Annotated in this window: 19 protein-coding genes and 2 tRNA genes; 10 read left to right on the top strand and 11 right to left on the bottom strand. The window is 63.4% G+C overall.

Translation table 11 applies throughout. The annotated features are described in order from the left end of the window. Nucleotides 1-19 precede the first annotated feature (19 nt). Nucleotides 20-499, top strand: a complete 480-nt coding sequence (locus GBB18_RS04080) for a hypothetical protein (RefSeq protein WP_151640840.1) — start codon at nt 20-22, stop codon at nt 497-499. Here GBB18_RS04080 and GBB18_RS04075 read toward each other — a convergent pair. Then, a complete protein-coding gene (locus tag GBB18_RS04075; protein ID WP_151640839.1) occupies nt 496-2,484 on the bottom strand; it encodes a TPM domain-containing protein in 1,989 nt (662 codons plus the stop codon). The two genes, GBB18_RS04080 and GBB18_RS04075, sit on opposite strands and share 4 nt — an antisense overlap. Before the next feature lie 47 nt (nt 2,485-2,531). On the opposite strand from GBB18_RS04075, the gene GBB18_RS04070 reads away from it, so the two are divergent. Continuing rightward, a complete protein-coding gene (locus tag GBB18_RS04070) occupies nt 2,532-3,086 on the top strand; it encodes a YdcF family protein (RefSeq protein WP_192795920.1) in 555 nt (184 codons plus the stop codon). A gap of 10 nt (nt 3,087-3,096) precedes the next feature. Beyond that, entirely contained in the window at nt 3,097-4,359 is a 1,263-nt protein-coding gene (locus tag GBB18_RS04065) for a deoxyguanosinetriphosphate triphosphohydrolase (protein WP_151640838.1), read from the top strand. Here GBB18_RS04065 and crtI read toward each other — a convergent pair. Genes crtI through GBB18_RS04045 form a run of 4 tightly spaced genes read right to left on the bottom strand, consistent with a single transcriptional unit; the run spans nt 4,356 to nt 7,501 of the window. Then, on the bottom strand, nt 4,356-5,930 hold the full coding sequence (gene crtI / locus GBB18_RS04060) for a phytoene desaturase family protein (protein WP_151640837.1): 1,575 nt from the start codon (nt 5,928-5,930) through the stop codon (nt 4,356-4,358). The two genes, GBB18_RS04065 and crtI, sit on opposite strands and share 4 nt — an antisense overlap. Then, entirely contained in the window at nt 5,917-6,804 is an 888-nt protein-coding gene (locus tag GBB18_RS04055; RefSeq protein WP_151640836.1) for a phytoene/squalene synthase family protein, read from the bottom strand. Before GBB18_RS04055 ends, crtI begins: the two co-directional genes overlap by 14 nt. 2 nt (nt 6,805-6,806) lie before the next feature. Further along, nucleotides 6,807-7,049, bottom strand: a complete 243-nt coding sequence (locus tag GBB18_RS04050; RefSeq protein WP_151549264.1) for a hypothetical protein — start codon at nt 7,047-7,049, stop codon at nt 6,807-6,809. 2 nt (nt 7,050-7,051) lie between these two features. Next, complete coding sequence (locus GBB18_RS04045) at nt 7,052-7,501, bottom strand: ribonuclease domain-containing protein (RefSeq protein WP_151640835.1); 450 nt, start codon at nt 7,499-7,501, stop codon at nt 7,052-7,054. Nucleotides 7,502-7,586: 85 nt separating this feature from the next. On the opposite strand from GBB18_RS04045, the gene dnaG reads away from it, so the two are divergent. Beyond that, on the top strand, nt 7,587-9,467 hold the full coding sequence (dnaG, locus tag GBB18_RS04040; RefSeq protein WP_151549262.1) for a DNA primase: 1,881 nt from the start codon (nt 7,587-7,589) through the stop codon (nt 9,465-9,467). On the opposite strand, the gene GBB18_RS04035 is transcribed toward dnaG, so the two are convergent. From GBB18_RS04035 to GBB18_RS04025, 3 genes are all read right to left on the bottom strand, one after another. Beyond that, nucleotides 9,464-9,703 (bottom strand): hypothetical protein, encoded by a 240-nt coding sequence (locus GBB18_RS04035; protein ID WP_018019019.1) that lies wholly within the window; start codon nt 9,701-9,703, stop codon nt 9,464-9,466. The genes dnaG and GBB18_RS04035 overlap by 4 nt on opposite strands. Before the next feature lie 72 nt (nt 9,704-9,775). Beyond that, entirely contained in the window at nt 9,776-11,452 is a 1,677-nt protein-coding gene (locus GBB18_RS04030) for an AMP-binding protein (RefSeq protein ID WP_151640834.1), read from the bottom strand. Nucleotides 11,453-11,701: 249 nt separating this feature from the next. After that, nucleotides 11,702-11,778 (bottom strand) — tRNA-Ile (locus GBB18_RS04025). A gap of 189 nt (nt 11,779-11,967) precedes the next feature. On the opposite strand from GBB18_RS04025, the gene GBB18_RS04020 reads away from it, so the two are divergent. The 5 genes from GBB18_RS04020 (at nt 11,968) to GBB18_RS04000 (ending at nt 15,841) form a co-directional block, all read left to right on the top strand. Continuing rightward, nucleotides 11,968-12,039 (top strand) — tRNA-Asn (locus GBB18_RS04020). 32 nt (nt 12,040-12,071) lie between these two features. Then, the gene (locus GBB18_RS04015; RefSeq protein ID WP_151640833.1) at nt 12,072-12,818 is read left to right on the top strand and encodes a trimeric intracellular cation channel family protein; all 747 of its coding nucleotides are present in this window, start codon (nt 12,072-12,074) and stop codon (nt 12,816-12,818) included. Between the two features lie 118 nt (nt 12,819-12,936). After that, nucleotides 12,937-14,277 carry a dicarboxylate/amino acid:cation symporter gene (locus tag GBB18_RS04010; protein WP_151640832.1) on the top strand — a complete coding sequence of 447 codons (1,341 nt, stop codon included), beginning with the start codon at nt 12,937-12,939 and terminating at the stop codon, nt 14,275-14,277. Nucleotides 14,278-14,326: 49 nt separating this feature from the next. Further along, complete coding sequence (locus GBB18_RS04005) at nt 14,327-15,172, top strand: serine hydrolase (RefSeq protein ID WP_151640831.1); 846 nt, start codon at nt 14,327-14,329, stop codon at nt 15,170-15,172. Nucleotides 15,173-15,454: 282 nt separating this feature from the next. Then, nucleotides 15,455-15,841: a hypothetical protein gene (locus GBB18_RS04000; protein ID WP_151640830.1), complete on the top strand. Its 387-nt coding sequence runs from the start codon at nt 15,455-15,457 to the stop codon at nt 15,839-15,841. Here the strand turns inward: GBB18_RS04000 and GBB18_RS03995 are convergent. Both GBB18_RS03995 and GBB18_RS03990 read right to left on the bottom strand, forming a co-directional pair. Continuing rightward, on the bottom strand, nt 15,838-16,701 hold the full coding sequence (locus tag GBB18_RS03995) for an HAD-IIA family hydrolase (protein WP_151549256.1): 864 nt from the start codon (nt 16,699-16,701) through the stop codon (nt 15,838-15,840). The two genes, GBB18_RS04000 and GBB18_RS03995, sit on opposite strands and share 4 nt — an antisense overlap. A gap of 5 nt (nt 16,702-16,706) precedes the next feature. Beyond that, nucleotides 16,707-17,021 carry an acyl carrier protein gene (locus GBB18_RS03990; protein WP_151549255.1) on the bottom strand — a complete coding sequence of 105 codons (315 nt, stop codon included), beginning with the start codon at nt 17,019-17,021 and terminating at the stop codon, nt 16,707-16,709. 37 nt (nt 17,022-17,058) lie between these two features. On the opposite strand from GBB18_RS03990, the gene GBB18_RS03985 reads away from it, so the two are divergent. Beyond that, nucleotides 17,059-18,078: an alpha/beta fold hydrolase gene (locus GBB18_RS03985; RefSeq protein ID WP_151549254.1), complete on the top strand. Its 1,020-nt coding sequence runs from the start codon at nt 17,059-17,061 to the stop codon at nt 18,076-18,078. A gap of 63 nt (nt 18,079-18,141) precedes the next feature. Here GBB18_RS03985 and aceE read toward each other — a convergent pair whose 3' ends face one another. Then, on the bottom strand, nt 18,142-20,877 hold the full coding sequence (aceE, locus tag GBB18_RS03980) for a pyruvate dehydrogenase (acetyl-transferring), homodimeric type (protein WP_151640829.1): 2,736 nt from the start codon (nt 20,875-20,877) through the stop codon (nt 18,142-18,144). Nucleotides 20,878-21,207: the final 330 nt, after the last annotated feature.

Here is a 21,207-nt window from a genome sequence, read left to right as displayed (position 1 = left end):
ATAGAAAGGGCGCACGATCATGGTTGAGCAGCGAGTCTCTACTACCCCTGGGCAATCGCCATGGGTGTGGGTGTGGGATGAAAACGAGCTGCTCGACCGCGATGATCTCCTCATCGCCCACGTGCGCTCCGATGTGATCTACGTGGACGGCCAGCGCCTCCTCGTGGAATACACCCCCGGCACCACCTCCTTCAGCTTCCGCGCCACCGCCGCGGACGGGGAGATGATGTGCGTGCGCCAATCAGGCTTTACCATTACCTCTCTCGAGGCCGAGTGCGGCGATCGGCGCTACAAGCTGGATCGCTGCTCGGTCTGGCGCAAAGAACGCGCCATCACCACCTCCGATGGCGCCATCGCGGCCTTCACCCGGCCGTGGGTGTCTGGCCGCGTCGAGATAGAAAACGGCCCCGCCCATGCAGAGATACCGCTTATCGACGCTGTGGTGCTGACATGGGCCTGCGTGGTGGTGGATTCGCCGATCAGGCGGCCGCGCTATTAGAAACGGCCGCCGCCACCGAAGGAACCGCCGCCGCCACCGCCGCCGAAGGAGCCTCCGCCGCCGCTGAAGCCGCCGCCACCGCCTCCACTGAGCAGGCTGTTGATCACCATGCCGGCTACAAATGCGCCCGAGGTACTGCCCGAGGAGCGGTGCCGATCGTTGTACTTCGAAATCTCGTCTTCTACCGCGCGGTAGGCGCGATCAGCGGCGCGATGCGCCTCCACAGCGGTATCGGCCGCGCCCCGCAGATTCGTGCTGCGCAGCTGCTGCGCTCGCGAGCGCAGCTGGATAGCCTCGGCCAGCAGGGTGCGTGGCCGCGCCCCAATAACTCGGCCACGGGTGGCCACCAGATCCTCTGTGGACTGTATGAGACGATCCGCAGACGCTAAGATGCTGTCGAGACGCCGCAGCAGTTCCTCGCCGACGCGCGAGGTTGTGCGCAGGGTCTCGAGCAGCAGATCGAGCTCGCCATCGGCCTCGGTGAGGGTGGCGTGGCTGGCCAAGGGATCGGCCTCGCCCTGCTCCTGCGCCTGGGCTACCGCCTGCTCGGCCTGCTGGGTGACGGAGCTGACACGCTGCTCATCCACCCGCACACCGGTGTTGCGGCTGCGCCGCATGAGATCCTCGGTCTCACGCAGCTCTGCACGGACCTCCTCGATCAGCCCCGGCAGGGCGGCACGCGCGCCGGCGATATTCGTTTCGGCGTGCTCCACGCCAGCCAGCAGCTGATCGGCCTGGTCCACGAGCTTTTCGGTGCCGGTGATCAAATCCACCACATCGGACTGCTCGCCCGCCGGCAGCTGGGCGTGCTCGCGGGCGGTATCGAGGGTGGACTCGGCCTGGGAGAGATGCTTCTCCGCCATTTCCACGTTGTCGGTGATCGACCCCAAGGTGCTAGCGCTATAGCGGGAACGCAGCTGGTCCAGCTGCTCCTCGGCGCGCGGCAGGCGAGTGCGCACATCCACGATGCGCTGGGTAAGCCGATCCAGATTCTCCGAGGCATTGAGCAAGACATTGCGCATCCGCGCGAAGTCCTCGGAGCGGGCGTCGAGAATATCATCGGCGCTCGCGCAGGAGGTCACGATCCGCACCAGCCCATCGCGCCGCTCGCCGCGGAAAGTCCCGGCATCGAGGGCGCTCTTGATGGCAAAAGCCTCGTGCAGGGTGCGCTGCGAGGACTCGAGAGCTTGGGTGAACTGGCGGGTGCGGATCTCACCGAACTCGGCCTTTGCCAAACGCAGCTCCTCTTGGGCGCGGCGAATGGACTCATCCGTCGAGACCAGTTCTTCTTCCGCCAGCTCGGCCAGTACCTCGGTATCGAGGCTGCGGAAGCTATCCACGTCATCGGAGCGGAACTTCCGGGCCTGTTCGATCTGCTGGCGCTGTTCCTTCCGGCGCCGCCGCTTCGAGGCGTACCACAGCCCGCCGCCGGCGCCCACTACGGCAACGGCACCGCCGCCGAGCCAGCCAATCTCCTCGCCGCTCAAAGAACCAGAGGAGGCATAAGTATCAGCCATGGTCTGCGCCCCCGCAGCCCAGTTACTGTCTCCCAGGGCAGGCAGGCCGGCATTAACAATGTCTTTGAGCTCCGACTCCGACCACTCGGAACCACCGTGGTAGCCATAGGCGCGCGAGGATACGTCCACCGAGATGATCGCCACGTTATCGCCCGACATTTGCTGGAACCACTGCTCGGCCCGCTCGGTGCCGGTGCCCTGATAATCAGACTCGAAAATCAGATAAAGCAGCCGCCCATGATCCTGAAAGCCCTGGCGTAGCGAGTCGCTAATGGCGGTAGTCTCCGCGGAGGAGAATACCCCCGCAAAATCACCCACATAATTGTCTCTCAACTGTTGATAATCCGCGGAGGACACCATAGTCACTGGCGGTGCTTCCGCATGGGCGCTGGGGTTAGCGGCAAGCAGGCCGATAGCGCCGGCGGCGATCATGGTGGCGGACAGGGGACCAACTATGCGCGTGCTCATACGTGCCAGAGTAGTGCACTATGGGCCGTGCTAGTCTCGGCACCACTATGACCACGTCTCCCACAGCGCTCGTGCTGGGAACCTCCCAGTACGATGGCGTGCCCTCCCCGGTCTTCGCCGCGCGCCTCGACGCCGCCCACCGGCTCTATCAGGACCACACCGTGCAGACGATCGTCATCGTGGGCGGGAAATTACCCGGGGATCGCTTCAGCGAAGCCGAAGCGGGGGCGAACTATCTCGCGGAGCGCGGGGTGCCGCGCTGCGACCTCGTGGAAGTGCCGGAAGGCCACGATACGCGCAGCTCTTTGGAAGCGGTGGGGGAGAGCGTCGATAAGCGAACACCGTTGATCGTGGTGACGGATCGGACTCATCTGCTGCGGGCGAGGTGGGTGGCGCGCCGGGAAGGATATGCCGCCACCGGGCATGGGGTGCGGGCGAAGCTGCGCGTCTATGGGCTGCTGCATGAAGCCGGCGGGCTGGTGGTGCTCGTGGTGGACACCGTGGCCGGTCGGCGCTGGGCGCGACGTGTCGAGCGGTGTTTTCGCACGCTTGGCTCATATTATCGGCCAAGTCTGCGGGCCCGAATGAAGCAACTCTACTAGCGTCACTAGGGTGAACGTCTACTCCGCCAGCGATTATGAACGCCGCCTGAGCGAAGCGGCCAAAAGCGCTCAGCTCCCCAGGGCCGCCCCCGACGAGCGCAGCGACTTCTCCCGCGACCGGGCGCGCGTCCTCCACTCGGCGGCACTGCGACGACTCGCGGACAAAACCCAAGTCGTTGGGCCCCGCGATGGCGACACCCCGCGCACTCGGCTCACGCACTCCCTCGAAGTGGCGCAGATTGCGCGCGGTATCGGCAGCGGCCTCGGGCTCGACCCCGACCTCTGCGAACTCGCCGGGCTCTGCCACGACATCGGCCACCCACCCTACGGGCACAATGGGGAAGTGGCGCTCAACACCGTCGCCCAGGACGCCGGCGGCTTCGAAGGTAATGCCCAAACTCTGCGGATCATCACCCGCCTCGAGCCGAAGGTGCTCGACGCCGCCGGGAATAGCTATGGGCTGAACCTATCGCGCGCCGCCATCGACGCCTCCTGCAAATACCCCTGGACCGCCAGCGAAGGCCGCCGCAAGTACGGTGCCTACGATGAGGATCGCGAGATTCTCCGTTGGGCCCGCGCCGGAGTGAGCGGGCAAGGAAAATGCATGGAAGCCCAGGTGATGGACTTCTCCGATGACGTCGCCTACTCCGTGCACGATGTGGAAGACGGCATCCTTTCCGGACGCATCCGCCTCGGCGTGCTCTGGGACCTGGTGGAACTCGCCGCCCTCGCCCAGCAAGGAGCCCAGGCCTTCGGCGGCAGCCCCGAGGAGCTTATCGACGCCGCCGACCGGCTACGTCAGCTCTCCTGTGTGGCCCACGCCGCCGACTTTGATGGCTCCCTGCGCGCCCTCACTCGATTAAAAGCCATGACCTCGCAGCTAGTCGGCCGCTATGTAGGCGCCGCGATTAGCGCCACCCTCCACGCCCACGACGGGGCGCCTTTGGGCCGGCACCACGGAGAGTTGGTCGTCTCCGCCGAGGTGGCCGCCGAGGTGCGCATGCTCAAAACCATCGCCGTGTTGTACGTGATGGAAGAAGACCAGCACCAGCGCCGACAAACTCGGCAGCGCAACCTCATCTACCGGGTGTACGACTACCTGCATCTCAGCGCGCCCGGCTCGCTCGACCCGATGTTCGCCGCCTGGTACACCCAGGCCGAGAACGAGCAACAACGCCAGCGGGTGCTCGTGGATCAGATCGCGTCCATGACAGAATCCCGGCTCGAACGCACCGCCCGCAACGCAGCTGATATCTCCGTGTTCTACTGCTAGGTATTCTCCTCTTCGAGGGAGGCCAAGGGCCCGCCCGAGCGATCCCCGCGGATCCGCTTGAGCACGTTCTCCGCCGAGATCAAACACATCGGCACACCCACCCCAGGCACCGTGGTGGCACCCGCATAGTAGAGGCCGTGGAGCTCGGAGGAGGCATTAGCGCCGCGCAGAAAAGCCGACTGGCGCAGCGTGTGGGCGGGGCCGATCGCGCCGCCGCACCAGGCGTGATAGCGATCAGAGAAATCCGTCGGGCCAATCGTGCGCAGCACCTCCACTCGGGAACGCAGCGCCGGCTCGCCGATGGCGGCCCCCAGCTGCGCCAGAGCGGAGTCCGCAATAGCCTGCACCGCCGCGCTGGGGGAATGCCCATAGGCGTCGCCGTAGCCGAGGCTGATATCGGCGGGCACCGGAACCAGCAGGAAAAGATTCTCCTTGCCCGCCGGAGCGACGCTCGGATCCGTGGCCGAAGGGCGGCATACATACATCGACTGCGACGCACCCAAGGGGCGATCCGGGTGGGGGCCAGAAAAGACCACATCGAAATCCGGGGTCCAGTCACGGGAGAAGAGTAGATTGTGGTGCTCGAGCTGCTCCAGCGGGCCATCGACCCCAGCCAGCACGAGCACCGTGCCGATACCGGGATCGCGCCGGGCGAAGGAGCGCTCCGAGTAGCTGCGCAGCCGCTCGGGCACCAGCGTGGTTTCGGTGTGGTGGAGATCCGCGCCGGAGACCACCGCGTCCGCAGTTAGCGTGGCGGCTCGGCCCTGGGCGTCGAGAACGCGCACCCCTGTGGCCCGCTTCCCCTCATGAGTGATGGCGGTGACGCGGGTAGAGAGATGAAAGCGCACCCCCGCGTCGCGGGCGAGGCGGTAGAGGGCGTCGATCACGGCCGCGAAACCACCCATGGGATAGCGCACCCCCTGAGTGAGATCGGTGTGGCTCATCAGGTGATACATCGCCGGGGTGCGCTCGGGGCGGGAGCTGAGAAACACGGCCGGGTAGCTGAGAATGTGGTGCAGCCGCGGATCACTAAAACGCCGCCGCACATGCTTATCCAGCGAGGTGCTGAGCAAGTAGCTGAGGGTGCCGAGTCGTCGCAGCACGCTGGAATCGAGCAGCGGCCCCGGCGAGGAGAAGGTGGTGTAGAGGAAACGCTGCTTGGCGATGTCATAGGCGTCCTCGGCCTGATCCAAATAGGTCTCCAACGCGGCGCCGGCACCTGGCTCGAGGGACTCAAAGAGCTCCACAGCGGCGTTCCGGCCGAAGGGCACATCGAGCGGCTCATAGGGATCAATAAATACCCGATAGCCAGGATCGAGCAGCCGCAGATCCAGCTGCTCGGCAGTCGAGGTGCCCATGAGCTCGAAGAAGTGGTCGAAGGCGTCCGGCATGAGATACCAGGAGGGGCCGGTATCCCAGCGATAGCCGTCCTCCACGAGCAGACCGGCACGGCCGCCCACCTCGTCATTCTTTTCCACCACATCCACCTGCATGCCGCTGCGGGCTAAGAGCGCGGCGGTGGCCAGTCCGGCGACGCCGGCACCAATCACGAGGGCACTAGTGGGATACATGGGGGCCTTTCCGGTGGAGTGCACCTTGGGCGAGGGAGCGGGCAATGATGCCCGCCTTACGGGCGGGGCTCAGGCGCAGCCGCTGCCGATAGAGCTGTTCGGCAGGGACCTGCTCCAGCTCATCACTGAGGGAGGAAAAAAGATTAGTGGCCGAGCGCACCGCCAGCGCCGAGGAGGTGGGCAGCAGCGGGATCGACGCATAAGAGACCTGCAAATCCTCGCGGATCTCGGCGATGAGTGCGGCCTTGGACTCCTCCGTTAGCTCGCCCAGATAGGCGCGTCCGAGGCTGGCGCTGTCCTCGGAGAGATCCCGCAGGAAGTTGATTTTTTGAAAGGCCGCGCCGAGGCTGCGGGCACCGCGCTCCATCGTGTCCCGATCCGCGGCCGACACCTCTCGGCCGGTGAGGAAGATCTGCACACACATCAATCCGATCACCTCAGCCGAGCCATAGATATAGCGAGCGAGGCTCTCAGGGGTGTGCTCGCTGCGGTCCAGATCCTGGCGCATGGATGCGAAGAAGGCGGCCATGTGCTCGCGCTGGAAATCGCAGCGGCGGGCGGTAGCGGCATAGGCGTGCAGCACCGGGTCGGTGTGAAAACCGCGCTCGGGGGCAGCCAGCACCGCCGCCTCATAGCGGTCCAGCTCGGTGCGGATCTCGGCGGGGCTCATGCCCGCCACAGTCGCGGTGCCATCGACAATCTCATCGGCGATGCGCACCACGGCATAGAGGTTGTGGATATCGCGGCGCACTGCTGGGGCGAGCAGCTGGCTGCTCAAACCGAAGCTGGTGGAATAGGAGCGGATGACCTGGCTGGCGGCGGCGTCGGCGCAGTCTTGGAAACGCCGCAAATAATCGGGATGGGAGACACTCATACTCAGCGGCACACCACCGTCACAGCGGCGGCGCGGGCCACCGTCTCGATCGGATTCACCTCGGCTGCGCTCAGCCGCACCCCACGCAGCAGCAGGTGGGTGACTGGGTGCTCCTTGAACGCATCATGCAGCCCGTCAAGGTTGCTGGCCCGCTGATGCGGCTGGGCGCTGAGCGCATCAGAGATCAGCGCAATCAACTCACCTCGACTGCGTGCGCGCCGACAATCCACTGCCACTAGCTGCATGCCTAAACTCCCGTCATCGTGCAGAAACTCTCATAATGATCGGCCGTGTAGTACCACACATCGGGTTTGTCTCCGCCGGTGACGATACGCCGCGGCCCGCGATGATTGAGCCCTGGGGTCTTCACCGTGTACTCGCGGTAGTAGTCTTGGGCGCGCTGCGGCAGCAGCTGCTCATAGTTACCGAAGTGGGTGCCGTCGTTCTCGGGGTAATCGAAGGGGCCGCCGGCCTCGATGCGTTCTACCACCTCGGCGGCCTCCGGCGGCAGCGTATCGAGCGCGCAGGTATCGCCGCTAACGCTGGCGCTGCTTGTGCTACTCGCGCTGCTATCGGTGGACGGCTCCGAGCCATCGAGCCCGATATAGGCACCGAGACCGGCGAGGAGGACGGCGCCGACGGACAGCGCCACCCGACGCAGGGAGCCGCGCGGCCCCGAAGAACGTTCATCAGCCATAAACACGTAGTGTATTAGTCTCCGTTGATAGAGATCATCTGCGGTGGCATGATTCGTGTCTCAGCCGCACGCTAATGTAGGGGCCATGGGTAAAGGACGTATCCCTGAGCGGGACATTCAAGCGATCAGAGAGGCCACGCCGATCGACGAGATCGTTGGCGACTATGTGCAGCTCAAGCCCGCTGGTGTGGACTCGCTGAAGGGGCTATCGCCCTTCAAGGATGAGAAAACACCTTCCTTCCACGTGCGCCCAGCCCGCGGCTATTTTCACTGCTTCTCCTCCGGTGAGGGCGGCGATGTCTTCTCCTTCCTCATGAAGATGGAACACCTCAGCTTCCCCGAGGCCGTTGAAGCCTGCGCGGAGAAAATTGGCTACCAGATTTCCTATGAGGGCGGGGGACCGGGCCGGCGGGAAGATGTGGGCACGCGGCAGCGGCTCATCTTGGTGAATAAGATCGCCCACGAGTTCTATCAAGAGCAGCTGGGCACCGCCGAGGCGCAGACCGCCCGCGACTTTCTCACCGAGCGCGGCTTCAGTGCCGAGCATGCCCGCGAGTTCGGCTGCGGCTATGCCCCGGCAGGCTGGGACACCCTGACCAAGCACCTGCTGCGCACGGGCTTCGACGTCACCGAGATTGAGGCCGCAGGTTTGGGCAAGATGGGCCGCCGCGGCCCGATCGATCGTTTCCACCGCCGCCTGCTGTGGCCGATCAAAAACCTGGCCGGGGATGTCATCGGCTTCGGTGCCCGCAAGCTTTTCGACGATGACAAGCTGGGCAAGTACATGAACACCCCCGATACCCTGCTGTATAAGAAGTCCAAGGTGCTCTTCGGGCTGGACATGGCCAAAAAGCATATCGCCGCCTCCCACCAGGCGGTGGTGGTGGAGGGCTACACGGACGTGATGGCCATGCATGCCGCCGGCATCCAGACGGCCGTGGCGGCTTGCGGCACCGCTTTCGGCGAGGAACACCTGCAGATGCTGCGCCGGCTCATGCTGGACGATTCTTATTTCCGCGGCGAGCTGATTTATACCTTCGATGGTGATGAGGCCGGGCAGAAAGCCGCGATGCGCGCCTTCGATGGCGATCAGCAATTCACCGGCCAGTCTTATGTGTCGGTGGCGCCGGAGGGGCTAGACCCCTGCGACCTGCGCCTAGAGAAGGGCGATGCTGCGGTGCGTGAGCTCGTGGCCAGCCGTGAGCCCATGTTCGAGTTCGTGGTGCGCTCGATCATCGAGGATTATGACTTGGACTCCGTCGAGGGGCGCTTGCAGGCCTTAAGACGCACGATCCCCGTCATCGCCGATATTCACGACCACACCCTGCGGGACGAGTACGCCCGGCAGCTTGCCGGCTGGCTAGGCTGGCGCGACATCGACGAGGTGGTTCGGCGGGTGCGGGAACAAGCGCGGGCCCCACGTCCGCAGCAGCAGCCAAAGCGACGCGCACCAACCGCCCCGCAGGAGGAGCCGCGGGTACCGCGTCCGGATCCGCGCGATAGCCGTCTCTGGCCGGAGCGGGAGGCGATTAAATTGGCGCTGCAGTATCCCGAGATCGCGGTGCCCTATATGCGGGCCTTTGATGATTCCACCTTCACTCACCCTTCGTATGTGGCGGTGAAACAGGCCGTGGATAAGGTCCTGCAGGCGGGCGAGGATCACGAGGGCGTGGACTGGCTCGCAGCGGTGGCAGGGGAGATTCCGGATATTCACGGCCGCGGCTTGGTCTCTGAGCTGGCCGTGGAAACCATCCGGGTGGATGCCGCCCATCTGGTGCGCTACGCGGACTCGGTGTATTCACGCCTGCAGGAAGTGCGCGTGGGGCAGATTATCGCGCAGCTTAAAGGGCAGTTGGAAAGAATGAACCCCACGAAAGACGAAAAGGCCTATGACAGCCTCTTCGCGGATGTGGTGGCGCTGGAACAGCAGCGCCGCCAGTTGCTGGAGCGGGCGAACCGCTACTAGTCCTCGTCCGGCTCCAGCACAGACTGGCTATCAGAGCGCAGGTTCTTCACCTCACGCATCCGCGGCTGCGGATCGAGCTTATTGGCGATGGCCTTCCGCGTAGCGTTGACCGCCGCCTTCGAGGCGGGGGAGTTCACCGCCGCCTGATAGGCGTTTTTGATCTGGGAATAACGTTTACGGCCTGCTTTAGTGCCGAAGACATAACCGGCGGCAGCGCCGACAACGAACTGAATCATTCCTGTCCTTTCCTATGCGCAACGTGTATCGAACCACTGTAGCAAGAGGCGGTCAGGACGGTCGGGGTCGCGCTAGCTCTGGTCTTGGTCCAAGGTGGCGGGGTCCGGCAGCCAGCGCGGCACCACCTTGCCGCTGTCATTGCGCGGCAGATCATCCACCCAGAAGATGTACTCCGGCACATTGTGCTCGGCCAGGGCCACGCGCACCTTGTGGCGCAGCTCGTCCTTCGTGAGCTCTGCGGCAGAGTCCGACTTGACCACCCAAGCCTCGAGGTGAGCGATCACATCGTCCTGCTTGCCCGAGACATACACATCGGCGACCTCATCGAGCGCCCCGAGATACTCCTCGACCTCGCGGGGGAAGACGTTCTCGCCGCCCTTAATCACCATGTCATCGGCGCGGCCTTCCAAGTGTAGGAAGCCGTCCTCGTCCAGGTAACCCAGATCGCCGGTGGCTAGCAGACCATCGTGGGTAGAGGGGGTGTACTTATCGGAGAGGAAGCCCACCATGGTCATGGAGTTAGCCGAGTAGATCTCGCCCAGCTCGCCGACGCCGGCCTCGGAGCCGTCCTCCTTGAAGATCTTCAGCACGGTGCCCAAGTTGGGGCGGCCGGCATTGGAGGAATCAGCCAGCATTTGCTCGGAGGTCGAGATGGAGATCTGGGAGTGCTCGGTGGAGCCATAGAGGCTGTAGAGCACCGGGCCGAAGGCATCCACGAGCTCCTCCACCAGATAGGCAGGCACGGCATTGCCGGAGTTCGCGATGAACTCGAAGGGACCAATCTTAGCGCCGGTCTTCTTCGCCTCGGCCACGAAGCCGCGCAGGAACACTGCGGAGGAAATGATGGCGTTGACCTTGTAGCGCTCACAATCGGCCACGGCCTCGACCGGATCGTAGTGGCGGCGCAGGATCTGAGTGCTGCCGGTGATCAGTGAGACCAGCAGGTTGCCATAGCCCCACGCGTGAAAGATCGAGGCGGTGGCCTGGATAGTCATGTTCATGCGCCACGGGATCACGCGCGTCACACCGGCCAGTGCCTTGGGAGTGAGCGGGATGGGCATCACGACGCCCTTGGGGATACCGCGGGTGCCGGAAGACATAATCACGGTATTCTGTGGCTTCGGGCGCTTCGGCAGCGTGAAACTCTGAGCGGGAGTGGATGTCAGCTCCGCGATCGTGGGGCTGCTCGAAATGTCCACCTGCTCCTCACCCTTGGCGGCCACGGCGCCATCGACCACATAGTGCGGCACATCTGGGTTGGCGTAGGCCACCTCGGCGTATTCGGCGTCCACAATGAACACATCCGCGCCATAGGTGTTGAAGATATTGGTGATCTGGGTGGTGGAGGATGCCGGATTGACGATCATCGGCTGGGCACCGATATAGCCGGCGGCAGCGAGTGGCAGGATGATGCCGCGGGAATTGCGGGCCTGGATGGCGATCATGTCGCCCTCCTTCACCCCGTTGAGGGCGAGGTTAATGGCCATGTTTCGGGCTTGCTCGCGCAGCTCGGCGAAGGTGAGCTCGCCAAAGTCATCGATGATGGCGGTGCGATCGCCAAAATCGAGGGTGGCTTGTTCCACCAGCGAGGTAATGCTGAGCCCCCAGCGCCCCACAGCCGTGAGCGTGCCCTTCCAGCCGCTGAACGAGCGATTGCGGAGTACACCGGTTTTCTTCAGGGGCTTAATACTGCGCACGAGCTGATCTGCGTGGATGGCTGCGCTCACGCGGGTGGGACGTTGAGACATCGTCTTTTCGGGCCTTTCCTCTGGGGTACATGGCGCTGGGCTGAACGCCTCATCTAGGTGTATCGCTCTTATTAAGCGCAAGGTTACAAAATGATAAAGAGCTATTGTTTACCTACACTCTAGGGAGTCGCAGGGCAAAACCAAGACAGGGCCGCCTAAGAAGTGAGCGAGCAGGCTATATATGCAGCACCCTAACGGTCAACGGGTGGGGCCAGTGGGGGTGGTGTTGCATGTGTGAAAAAAGTTTAGTGGTGGGGCCGCCGGGGCTCGAACCCGGGACCAGCGGATTATGAGTCCGCGGCTCTAACCGACTGAGCTACAGCCCCACGCGCCATCGGGTGCGGAGCCTCAGGCGCGAAGGTCATTATAGCCCTTCGTTCTAGTGTGGTGATAGTTGCTCTTCTTAAGGTTCAAAAATTGGAATAAGCAGGGGGTTTGCTTGTGATTGTAGGGGCGGGCTATAGTTACATCTCGTTGCCAGCGAGGTTCGCTACAGGCCGAAGCTGAAAACACAATCCCCCATAGCTCAACGGCAGAGCATTCGACTGTTAATCGAAGGGTTGTTGGTTCGAATCCAACTGGGGGAGCTTTTTCATGTCTGGGGTAAGGAAAAGTATCGATGACTGCTGTAGTTTCCCCCTCCATTCTCACTCTCTGGGCCGTGCTGGATCTTATCGGCGTGGTGCTCAATGGGGTTATCGGCGGCACGATTGCCCGCCGGCGTGGTTTCGACGTGGTGGGCTTTTTCTTTCTTGCCGTCTTCTCCGCTCTCGGTGGAGGCATGCTGCGCGACGTTCTCATTCAACAAGGTGCCCCAGTAGCCATCACTAATCCCATTTATTTGCCCATGGCCGGCGTTGGGGCGCTCATTGCGTTTCTGCTTGATCTGCACGCGCGGTGGTGGACGATGTTTCGTGTGCATGCCGACGCCATCATCTTGGGTGTTTGGGCTGTGACCGGAACCTCTAAAGCCTTGGCTTTTGATCTTCCGGTCGCCTCGGCCATGTTCCTCGGGCTCATCACTGCGGTGGGCGGTGGCATGATCCGCGATGTCTTCGCCGGTAATCCGCCCGCCGTGTTTGGTGGGCAGCCCCTCTATGCGGTCCCAGCGCTCGTGGCCTCGGCTCTGCTCGTGGTTTTTGATTCTTATGGCCTCTCTGGTATCGGCATGGTGGTGGCCGGACTGACCGGAGCGCTCATGGCCATCTTTGCGTTCTGGATGGGGTGGGTGCTGCCGCAAAACTCCACTCTGAGTGCCCGTAAGGTGTGGATGCGCACGCGTACTCTGGCCAATCCCCGCCGGGTGCGTGGCTCCATGGCGGCGCGGGCGCGCCAGACGTGGGCAACCTATATGAAAAAGAAATAGACAAAGCTGTCTTTATTGTCTGTACGGATCGGTTCGGTTTAGGATGGGGGCCGGCGCAGCACGGGGCTGCGCCGGCCCCGAGTGGGCGTCGACAAGCATAAAAAGAAAGACAGCGACTATGACTGCCACATCCTCGCCGAGCTGGAAAAAGTTCACCAGCTTCGGCGCACAAGTTATTTACGGCCTCATCATTGGCCTCATTCTGGGATTCTTCGCCCGCCGTATGGGCGACGACTCGTGGCTGACGGAGGTCGTGAGCTCCGTCGGTTCGACTTATGTGAGCCTGCTGAAGCTCCTTATCCCGCCACTGGTGGTTACCGCCGTGATCACCTCGGTGGCTAATCTGCGGGAAGTGACCAATGCCGCCCGCCTGGCGGGGCAGACCATCATCTGGTTCGCCATCACGGCCTTGGTGTCGGTGGTGGCTGGTCTGATTATCGGCACCGTCCTGCGCCCTGGTGCCAATAGCAGCGTAGATGCCGCCAGCGCCGCAGAGCCGGACAGCGTGGGCTCCTGGCTCGGCTTTATCTCCTCGCTCGTGCCGGACAATATGCTCGGCTTGAGCGTGCGCGTCAGTGAGGGGGCGGACGGCTTCAGTGCCACCCCGAACTTCAACGTGCTGCAGCTGCTGTTGCTCTCCATCGCTTTTGGTATCGCCGCGGTGCAGGTGGGCAAGAAGGCCGAACCCGTGATTGAGTTCTCCCGCTCCCTGCTGGAGCTGGTGCAGAAGGTGCTGTGGTGGATCATTCGCCTGGCGCCGATTGGCTCCGCCGCGCTGATCGCCCGCGCCGTGGCCACCTATGGGTGGGATACCATCGGCTCCCTTGGCGCCTTCGTTCTCGCCATCTACCTCGGCCTCGCCGTGGTGATCGGCGTGATCTACCCGAGCGTTCTCGCCCTCAACGGTGTGAGCGTGCGCACCTTCTTCCGCAAGGTATGGCCGGTGACCTCTCTCGGCTTTGTTACCCGCTCCTCCATGGGTGTGATGCCCGTGACTGAGCGCACCACCGAGCAGGCCCTCGGCGTGCCCCGCAGCTACACCAGCTTCGCGGTGCCGCTCGGCGCCACCACCAAGATGGATGGCTGCGCCGCGATCTATCCGTCCATCGCCGCGCTCTTTGTGGCGCAGTTCTACGGCATCGACCTCGGTGTGAAGGAATACCTGCTCATCGTGTTCGTGTCCGTGATCGGCTCGGCGGCCACCGCCGGCACCACCGGCGCGACCGTGATGCTCACCCTCACCCTCTCCACGCTGGGGCTGCCGCTGGCCGGTGTTGGCCTGCTGCTCGCCGTGGATCCGATCCTAGATATGGGCCGTACCGCCGTGAACGTCACCGGCCAGGCGCTGGTGCCCACCGTGGTGGCCAAGCGCGAAGGCATCCTCGATGAGCGCACCTACAACAATGAGCAGGCCTCTACCTATGAGGAGGAGCACGCAGGCGCAGACGTGAAGGCCTAGCTTCTCAAGAAGGCCAAGCACTGCCCGCCAAGGTATTACGATGGCGTGTATGCAGCTTCTGGAGGAGATCACGCAGTGGCCCGTGGACAACGTCGCTGGCGCCTTGGTTCAGCTCGATCGCGAGACTGGCGCCGCCACCCTCACCGAGACCGTCGGTGACACGAAAAAGGTGGTGCCGCTCGCTAGCGTGAGCAAGCTCCTCTCTGCCTATGCCTTCCTCATTGCCGTGGAGGAAGGAGTCTTTGACCTCGATACTCCGGCCCCCGCACCCGCCCCCGCAGGCTCTACTGTGCGCCATCTTCTGACGCATGCCTCGGGGGTGGGTTTTCATGAGGGCGACCGCATGCGCGGAGTGGAAGAGCGCCGGATCTACTCCTCCTATGGGTTTGAATTGCTCGCCGAGCTCCTCGAACAGGAGTCGGGAATCAGCTTCCCCGAATATTTCCACGAGGCCTTGTGCGAGCCTCTAGGCATGGCCACCACGGTGCTCCAGGGCTCGCCTGGGCACGGCATCGAGTCGAGCGTGTCGGATGTGGCCAAGTTTGCCCAGGAGCTGCTCGTGCCCTCCCTACTCTCTCAGCAGATGAGCCGTGAGCTCGCCACCGTGCAGTATCCGGAACTCATCGGTATCGTGCCCGGCTACGGCATGCAGAAACCCTGCCCGTGGGGGCTCGGATTCGAGATCAAGGGGCAGAAGGATCCACACTGGACGGGGGCGTCTATGCCGCCGGAAACCATCGGCCACTTCGGCGTTAGTGGCACCTATATGTGGTTCGTTCCCGAGGCCCGCACCGCGCTCGTCGTGCTTACCGACCGCGACTTCGGCGAGTGGGCGAAGCCACTGTGGTCCGAGTTTAATGACGGGGTCTGGCGCCGACTACAGCAGCGGATTTAAGAGCAGCATCAGAGAGCGCTGTGAACCTCAAGTACCACTTGAGAAAAAGGGGGTATCAACTGGTGGTTGAGGGTTGCTGGGGTGCTCTCTTTTTCAGCACTATAGCTTCTAGATGCGCGGCCACCGCACCGCGCCACCATGAGAGGTCGTTGGGGAAGACGTACCTCGTCTTAGGGCACCCGCACCGCGGGGTTGCCCATTGCTTATCGACGCCACCTGCTCGCCAGCGCCACCGCGCTCTAAGGCGAGCTGGGTCCCGCAGAGAAGAAACGAGCCAGCACCATGACCTTCCCCGCTACCTGCCATCACTTCGCCCACCGCGCCGCGCTGCGGCCAGCCCTGCGGGCGCTTCCTCGCCCCCAGGTGGATGACATTCAGATCGCCGTCGTGGATATCGCGGGGCTGCCTCGCTCGCGTCGCATGGCCGTGGAGGAGCTGTTTTATACCCACCTGCGCTCCGAGCCGGCGGTGCCGGCCAGCGCCACCGTGGACTATGAAGCGAATTGGTGCACCCAGTGGCAGAGTGACCCGCGTACCCGCACTGTCAGCTGCTCTCAGTTACTCAGCGGCACAGCCACGGAATTAGACACGCTCGCGACTGCCCTGACTGAGCTCGGTGATAGCCTCAGTGCACAGGTCAGCACGAGCGTGCGGATCGTCTCGGCCTAGTTCTTCTTCTTGGAGCCCTTCTTCTCGCCGGAGCTTGCGGTGGAGGACTTCCTAGCGCCATCGGTGTAGAAGCCGTCCTCGAAGGGATCTAGGGTGTGACCCACCAGATCGGCTACCGAGTCCACCACCTTGGTGGGGCGGTAGGGGAACTTGGTGATCGAGAGATCGTCGGAAATGCCGGAGCGCACCAGGACGGTGCGCATACCCGCCTCGAGGCCGCACTTGACGTCGGTGTCCATGCGGTCGCCGATCATCACGGTGGACTCGGAGTGCACGCCGAGCTCATTCAGGGCGCTGCGCATCATCACTGGGTTGGGCTTGCCCACAAAGTAGGGCTTTTGGTCGGTGGCGGAGGTGATCAGCGCGGCCACGGCGCCGGTGGCCGGCAAAATGCCCTCGGGGGAGGGGCCGGTGACATCCGGGTTGGTGCAGATGAACTTGGCGCCATCGCGAATCAGGCGGATGGCGCGGGTGATCGCCTCGAAGGAGTAGGTGCGGGTTTCACCCAGGATCACATACTCCGGCTCTTTGTCTGAGATGATCCAGCCGGCCTCGTGCATGGCAGTGGTCAGCCCGGATTCACCCACCACGAAGGCGGTGGTTTCGCCCACTTGGCTGGAGAGGAAACGGGCGGTGGACAGCGCCGAGGTCCAGATACGCTCCTCGGGGATCTCCAGGCCGGTGTTGCGTAGGCGGGCCGCGAGATCGCGGGGTGTGTGGATCGAGTTATTGGTGAGCACCATGTACTCGATCTCATTGGACTCGAGTTCGGCGATGAAGGTATCGGCACCGTCGATCATCTTGCCCTCTTGGATGAGGACACCGTCCATGTCGGTCAAAAAGGAAATATGAGCAGTCATAGCTCCTATTGTGCCCTGTTCTGCTTATCCACAGCGGCTATCACTTCGGCGGCGGTGCTGAAGGTGAAGGCGTCCTCGTCGCCTATCTGCAGGCCGGTGGCCTGTTCTACCCGCAGCGCCAGCTCCAGCAACTCGAGCCGTGAGAAGCCCAGATCCGCGGTGAAGTCGGCATCGACGTCCACGGATTCCCGGTCCATGTCCTTCACTCGGGCGATGAGACGGGTGATCTGGGTACGGGTATCGGAGGTGTCCTCGGGCTCCTCGGTGGCGGCCGGCTGCGCGCCCAAGGCGCGGGCAAGCTGTTCTCCTAGTTGGCTCATGATTCTTAGCTTAACGGTGCGACTAGGATAGACACTTATGGATCTCGTTCCCCGCCGCTTTCAACAGCTCACCCAAGCCATGGTGTGGCGGCTCACCCCCAGCGGGCGAAAGAAGCTCCGCGAGAGCCGCTATCGCCACGCCTCCGACCAACACGCCCCCGGACTCACCAACCCCACGGCCACGGGCACCGTCGATGTCGATGACATCGCGGTGCAGTACTATCAACTCGGCTGTGAGCAGGACCCCGACGCCACCGTCGTGTTCGTCCACGGCTTCACTCTCACCGCCGATTCCTTCTTCCTGCAGATCGATCACCTGCGGGAGCGCTATCCGCAGATACGCAGCCTCGCCGTGGATCTGCGCGGGCACGGCGAAACGGGTGAGGTGGATCCTCGGCTCTGCACCATCTCCGGGGCCGCCGATGATGTTTATGCCGCCATTAGCGCCCGCACTGCGGACGAGCCGCTCATCCTTGTCGGGCACTCCCTCGGCGGCTTCGTCGTGTTCAACATGCTGCGCCGCTATCACGAGCACCTCGCCGGGCGGATCAAGGGACTCGTGCTCGTCGATACCGCCATCGATTCCTTCTCCGCCCAAGGCGTGCCGCAGGTGCTGGCCTCGCCGATCGCGGATATGGCCTATAACGCCGTCGAGGCCGCGCCCGAGGTGGTGCAAAAATATCGCGACTCCATGAGCGAGCTGCTCGGCCCAGCGCTGGCGACCTCTGTATTCAAGGCGCACGACATCGAATACCCCATCGTGGAGTTCCACGCGGAAATGATTCGCCACACTCCCTTGGCGACGCTGGTGGGCTTCTTCGACGATCTCCAGGAGCACGAAGAGCTCGCCGCCGCCCAGTATCTGCGGGGGATCCCAGGTTTCATTCTGGTGGGCAAAAAGGACATCTTCACCCCCGTCAGCCAGTCCGAGCGGATCCACGAGGTGTGGCCCTATGCCACGTTGAAGATCGTGGCCGATACCGGCCACATGCTGCCGCTGGAGCAGCCGGAGCTGCTCAGCACCTGTATCGATGAGTTGATCGAGGCTCTCGACTAGTTTTTCCTGAATACACAGCAACGCCCCCGTGCCGCTTGAGCGGCACGGGGGCGTGTGTGGTTCTTAGGCCTCGGTGGGATCGTCGAGCTTATACTCCCGTGCGGCCTGGGCCACGACGTCCTCGTCTACCTTGCCCTCGCGGGCAAGCGCGGCCAGGGTGGCGACCACGATGGACTCGGCGTCGATATTGAAGTAGCGGCGGGCTGCCGGGCGGGTATCCGAGAAACCGAAGCCATCGGCACCCAGCACGGTGTAGTCGCCAGGCACCCACTTGCGGATCTGGTCCGGCAGGGCGGTAGCGAAGTCCGAGACGGCCACAAACGGGCCCTCGGCGTCGGCAAGCGCGCGGCTGACAAAGGGCTTCTCGTGCTTCTCATCGGGGTGGCGCAGCGCGGCCAGCTCATAGGCTTGGCCATCGCGGGCCAGCTCCGTCCAGCTGGTCACCGAGTAGATATTAGCGGCGACATCGTAGTTCTCGCGCAGCATCTCCTGGGCCTTCAGCGCGGCCTGCATGCCGATACCGGAGGCGAGGATATTCGCGGAGTGCTCGGCATTCGTGGCGTCGTCGAAGAGATAGATGCCCTTGAGCAGGCCCTCCACATCGAGGTTCTCCGGCACGGCCGGCTGGGAGGTGGGCTCGTTGTAGATGGTGAGGTAGTAGATCACATCCTCGCCGCGGCCCTCGCCATACATGCGGTCGATGCCCTCGCGGACGATATAGGCCAGCTCATATGCGAAGGCCGGATCATAGGAGATCACCGAAGGGTTGGTGGAGGCCAGCACAGGGGAGTGGCCGTCCATGTGCTGCAGGCCCTCGCCGGTGAGGGTGGTGCGGCCGGCGGTGGCGCCGAGCAGGAAGCCGCGGGCCATTTGGTCCGCTGCTGCCCAGATGGAGTCGCCGGTGCGCTGGAAGCCGAACATCGAGTAGAAGATGTACAGCGGGATCATCGGCACGCCGTGGGTGGCATAGGAGGTGCCGGCAGCGATGAACTCGCCCATGGAGCCGGCCTCGTTGATGCCCTCGTGCATGATCTGACCGTCGGTGGCCTCCCGGTAGGAGAGCATGAGGTCATGGTCCACCGGGGTGTAGTTCTGGCCGTGCGGGTTGTAGATCTTCAGCGTCGGGAACCACGAGTCCATGCCGAAGGTGCGGGCCTCATCGGGGATGATCGGCACGAAGTGCGGAGCGAGCTCCTTATCGCGCATCAGGTCCTTGAAGATACGCACAATCGCCATGGTGGTGGCGACCTTCTGCTTGCCCGAGCCCTTGAGCGCGGACTTCAGCTTCTCGATCGGCGGAACGCTCAGCGGCGTGTAGCTATCGCGGCGCTCGGGCAGGAAGCCGCCGAGCTCCTCGCGACGCTCCAGCATGTACTTGATTTCCTCGGACTCCGGGCCGGGGTTGTAGTACGGCGGCAGGTAGGGATCCTTCTCCAATTCCTCATCGGAGATCGGGATTTCCTGCTTATCGCGGAACTTCTTCAGATCCTCCGCAGTGAGCTTCTTCATCTGGTGAGTGGCGTTGCGGCCCTCGAAGTTGTGGCCCAGGCCGTAGCCCTTAATGGTGTGCGCCAGGATCACGGTGGGGCGATCCTTGGTCTCCATAGCGCGCTTGAAGGCGGCATAGATCTTGCGGTAGTCGTGACCGCCGCGGCGCAGATTCCAGATTTCCTCATCGCTCATGTCCTCGACCAGCTTGGCGGTGCGCTCATCGCGGCCGAAGAAGTGCTCGCGCACATAGGCGCCGTCATTGGCCTTGAAGGTCTGGAAATCGCCGTCCGGGGTGTGGTTCATCAGGTGAACCAGGGCGCCTTCCTTGTCCTTCTCGAAGAGCTTGTCCCATTCACGGCCCCACACCACCTTCACCACGGACCAGCCGGCGCCGCGGAAGAAGGACTCGAGTTCTTGAATGATCTGGGTGTTGCCGCGCACTGGGCCGTCGAGCCGCTGCAGGTTGCAGTTGATGACGAAGGTGAGGTTGTCCAGGTTGTCCAAGGCGGCCATGTGGATGAGGCCGCGAGATTCGGGCTCGTCCATCTCGCCATCGCCGAGGAAGGCCCAGACGTGCTGATCGGAGGTGTCCTTGATGCCGCGGTTCTGCAGGTAGCGGTTGAAGCGGGCTTGGTAGATCGCATTCATCGGGCCCAAGCCCATGGACACGGTGGGGAACTCCCAGAACTTCGGCATCAGATGCGGGTGCGGGTAGGAGGGCATGCCGCCTTGGGGGCGGGAGACCTCCTGGCGGAAGCCATCCAAGTCGTCCTCGCTGAGGCGCCCCTCCAAGAAGGCGCGGGCGTACATGCCGGGGGAGGCGTGGCCCTGGAAGAAGATCTGGTCGCCACCGCCGGGGTGGTCCTTGCCGCGGAAGAAGTGGTTGAAGCCCACCTCATAGAGCGGGGCAGCGCCGGCATAGGTGGAAATGTGACCGCCCACCTCGATGCCGGGACGCTGGGCGCGGTGGACCATGATGGCAGCGTTCCAGCGAATCCAGCGGCGATAGCGCTTCTCGATCGTCTCATCGCCGGGGAACTCCGGCTCCATGCTGGTGGGAATGGTGTTTACGTAGTCCGTGGATGTCAGTGAGGGCAGCGGAACGCGCCGGGCGCTGGCGCGCTCCAGCAGGCGCAGCATCAGGAAGCGGGCACGCGTGATGTCCGACTCCGCGAGCATGCCATCGAGGGAGTCCAGCCACTCGCGGGTCTCCTCGGGGTCCACGTCATTGAGATAGGACGCGACGCCATCACGAATGAGGGAGAAGTTTGTTTGGTCTTGAGAGCTGTCGCCGGCGGTCGAAGCCATGCCTTAAACCTCCTAGGGTCAAAAATTGTTCCTTCGTCGAATGCCCCATCACCCTCTAAAAGGGGGCGCGCGACGGCACGATGGGGTGTCCGCGGAGACTCTGTCTACTCACTAGAATACGGATCAATCTGCGGTGGCATGGCACGGCGCTCCACTGATCCTTTTGTACACAATGCGTATCGGCGCTACTCCGCCTCCTTTTATGCCCCGTGCCTGCAGATTGGCCATGCTCTTTGTGCAGCTAAGCGCCCCGCGCCGAGTCGTGGCGGCCCCATGGCGGCCGGAGAACAGGGGTGGCACTCGGGGCCGGACTGTGTGTAGTGAACGGGG

The sequence above is a fragment of the Corynebacterium sp. 11A genome (genome assembly GCF_008930935.1).
GTDB classification, from domain to species: Bacteria; Actinomycetota; Actinomycetes; order Mycobacteriales; family Mycobacteriaceae; genus Corynebacterium; species Corynebacterium megadyptis.
Note: the sequence above shows the minus strand (reverse complement) of the source record. Positions and strands in the feature narration are given on the sequence as shown.

Bases quoted from the DNA above. Each gene is read 5' to 3' on its own strand.
- GBB18_RS04015 (WP_151640833.1), top strand. From the start codon at position 12,072: ATGACTGCTGTAGTTTCCCCCTCCATTCTCACTCTCTGGGCCGTGCTG.
- GBB18_RS04005 (WP_151640831.1), top strand. From the start codon at position 14,327: ATGCAGCTTCTGGAGGAGATCACGCAGTGGCCCGTGGACAACGTCGCT.
- crtI (WP_151640837.1), bottom strand. From the start codon at position 5,930: ATGTATCCCACTAGTGCCCTCGTGATTGGTGCCGGCGTCGCCGGACTG.
- GBB18_RS04010 (WP_151640832.1), top strand. From the start codon at position 12,937: ATGACTGCCACATCCTCGCCGAGCTGGAAAAAGTTCACCAGCTTCGGC.
- GBB18_RS04075 (WP_151640839.1), bottom strand. From the start codon at position 2,484: ATGAGCACGCGCATAGTTGGTCCCCTGTCCGCCACCATGATCGCCGCC.
- GBB18_RS04045 (WP_151640835.1), bottom strand. From the start codon at position 7,501: ATGGCTGATGAACGTTCTTCGGGGCCGCGCGGCTCCCTGCGTCGGGTG.
- GBB18_RS04035 (WP_018019019.1), bottom strand. From the start codon at position 9,703: ATGATTCAGTTCGTTGTCGGCGCTGCCGCCGGTTATGTCTTCGGCACT.
- GBB18_RS04050 (WP_151549264.1), bottom strand. From the start codon at position 7,049: ATGCAGCTAGTGGCAGTGGATTGTCGGCGCGCACGCAGTCGAGGTGAG.
- GBB18_RS03990 (WP_151549255.1), bottom strand. From the start codon at position 17,021: ATGAGCCAACTAGGAGAACAGCTTGCCCGCGCCTTGGGCGCGCAGCCG.
- GBB18_RS03985 (WP_151549254.1), top strand. From the start codon at position 17,059: ATGGATCTCGTTCCCCGCCGCTTTCAACAGCTCACCCAAGCCATGGTG.
- GBB18_RS03995 (WP_151549256.1), bottom strand. From the start codon at position 16,701: ATGACTGCTCATATTTCCTTTTTGACCGACATGGACGGTGTCCTCATC.
- GBB18_RS04030 (WP_151640834.1), bottom strand. From the start codon at position 11,452: ATGTCTCAACGTCCCACCCGCGTGAGCGCAGCCATCCACGCAGATCAG.
- dnaG (WP_151549262.1), top strand. From the start codon at position 7,587: ATGGGTAAAGGACGTATCCCTGAGCGGGACATTCAAGCGATCAGAGAG.
- GBB18_RS04055 (WP_151640836.1), bottom strand. From the start codon at position 6,804: ATGAGTGTCTCCCATCCCGATTATTTGCGGCGTTTCCAAGACTGCGCC.
- GBB18_RS04000 (WP_151640830.1), top strand. From the start codon at position 15,455: ATGACCTTCCCCGCTACCTGCCATCACTTCGCCCACCGCGCCGCGCTG.
- GBB18_RS04070 (WP_192795920.1), top strand. From the start codon at position 2,532: ATGACCACGTCTCCCACAGCGCTCGTGCTGGGAACCTCCCAGTACGAT.
- GBB18_RS04080 (WP_151640840.1), top strand. From the start codon at position 20: ATGGTTGAGCAGCGAGTCTCTACTACCCCTGGGCAATCGCCATGGGTG.
- aceE (WP_151640829.1), bottom strand. From the start codon at position 20,877: ATGGCTTCGACCGCCGGCGACAGCTCTCAAGACCAAACAAACTTCTCC.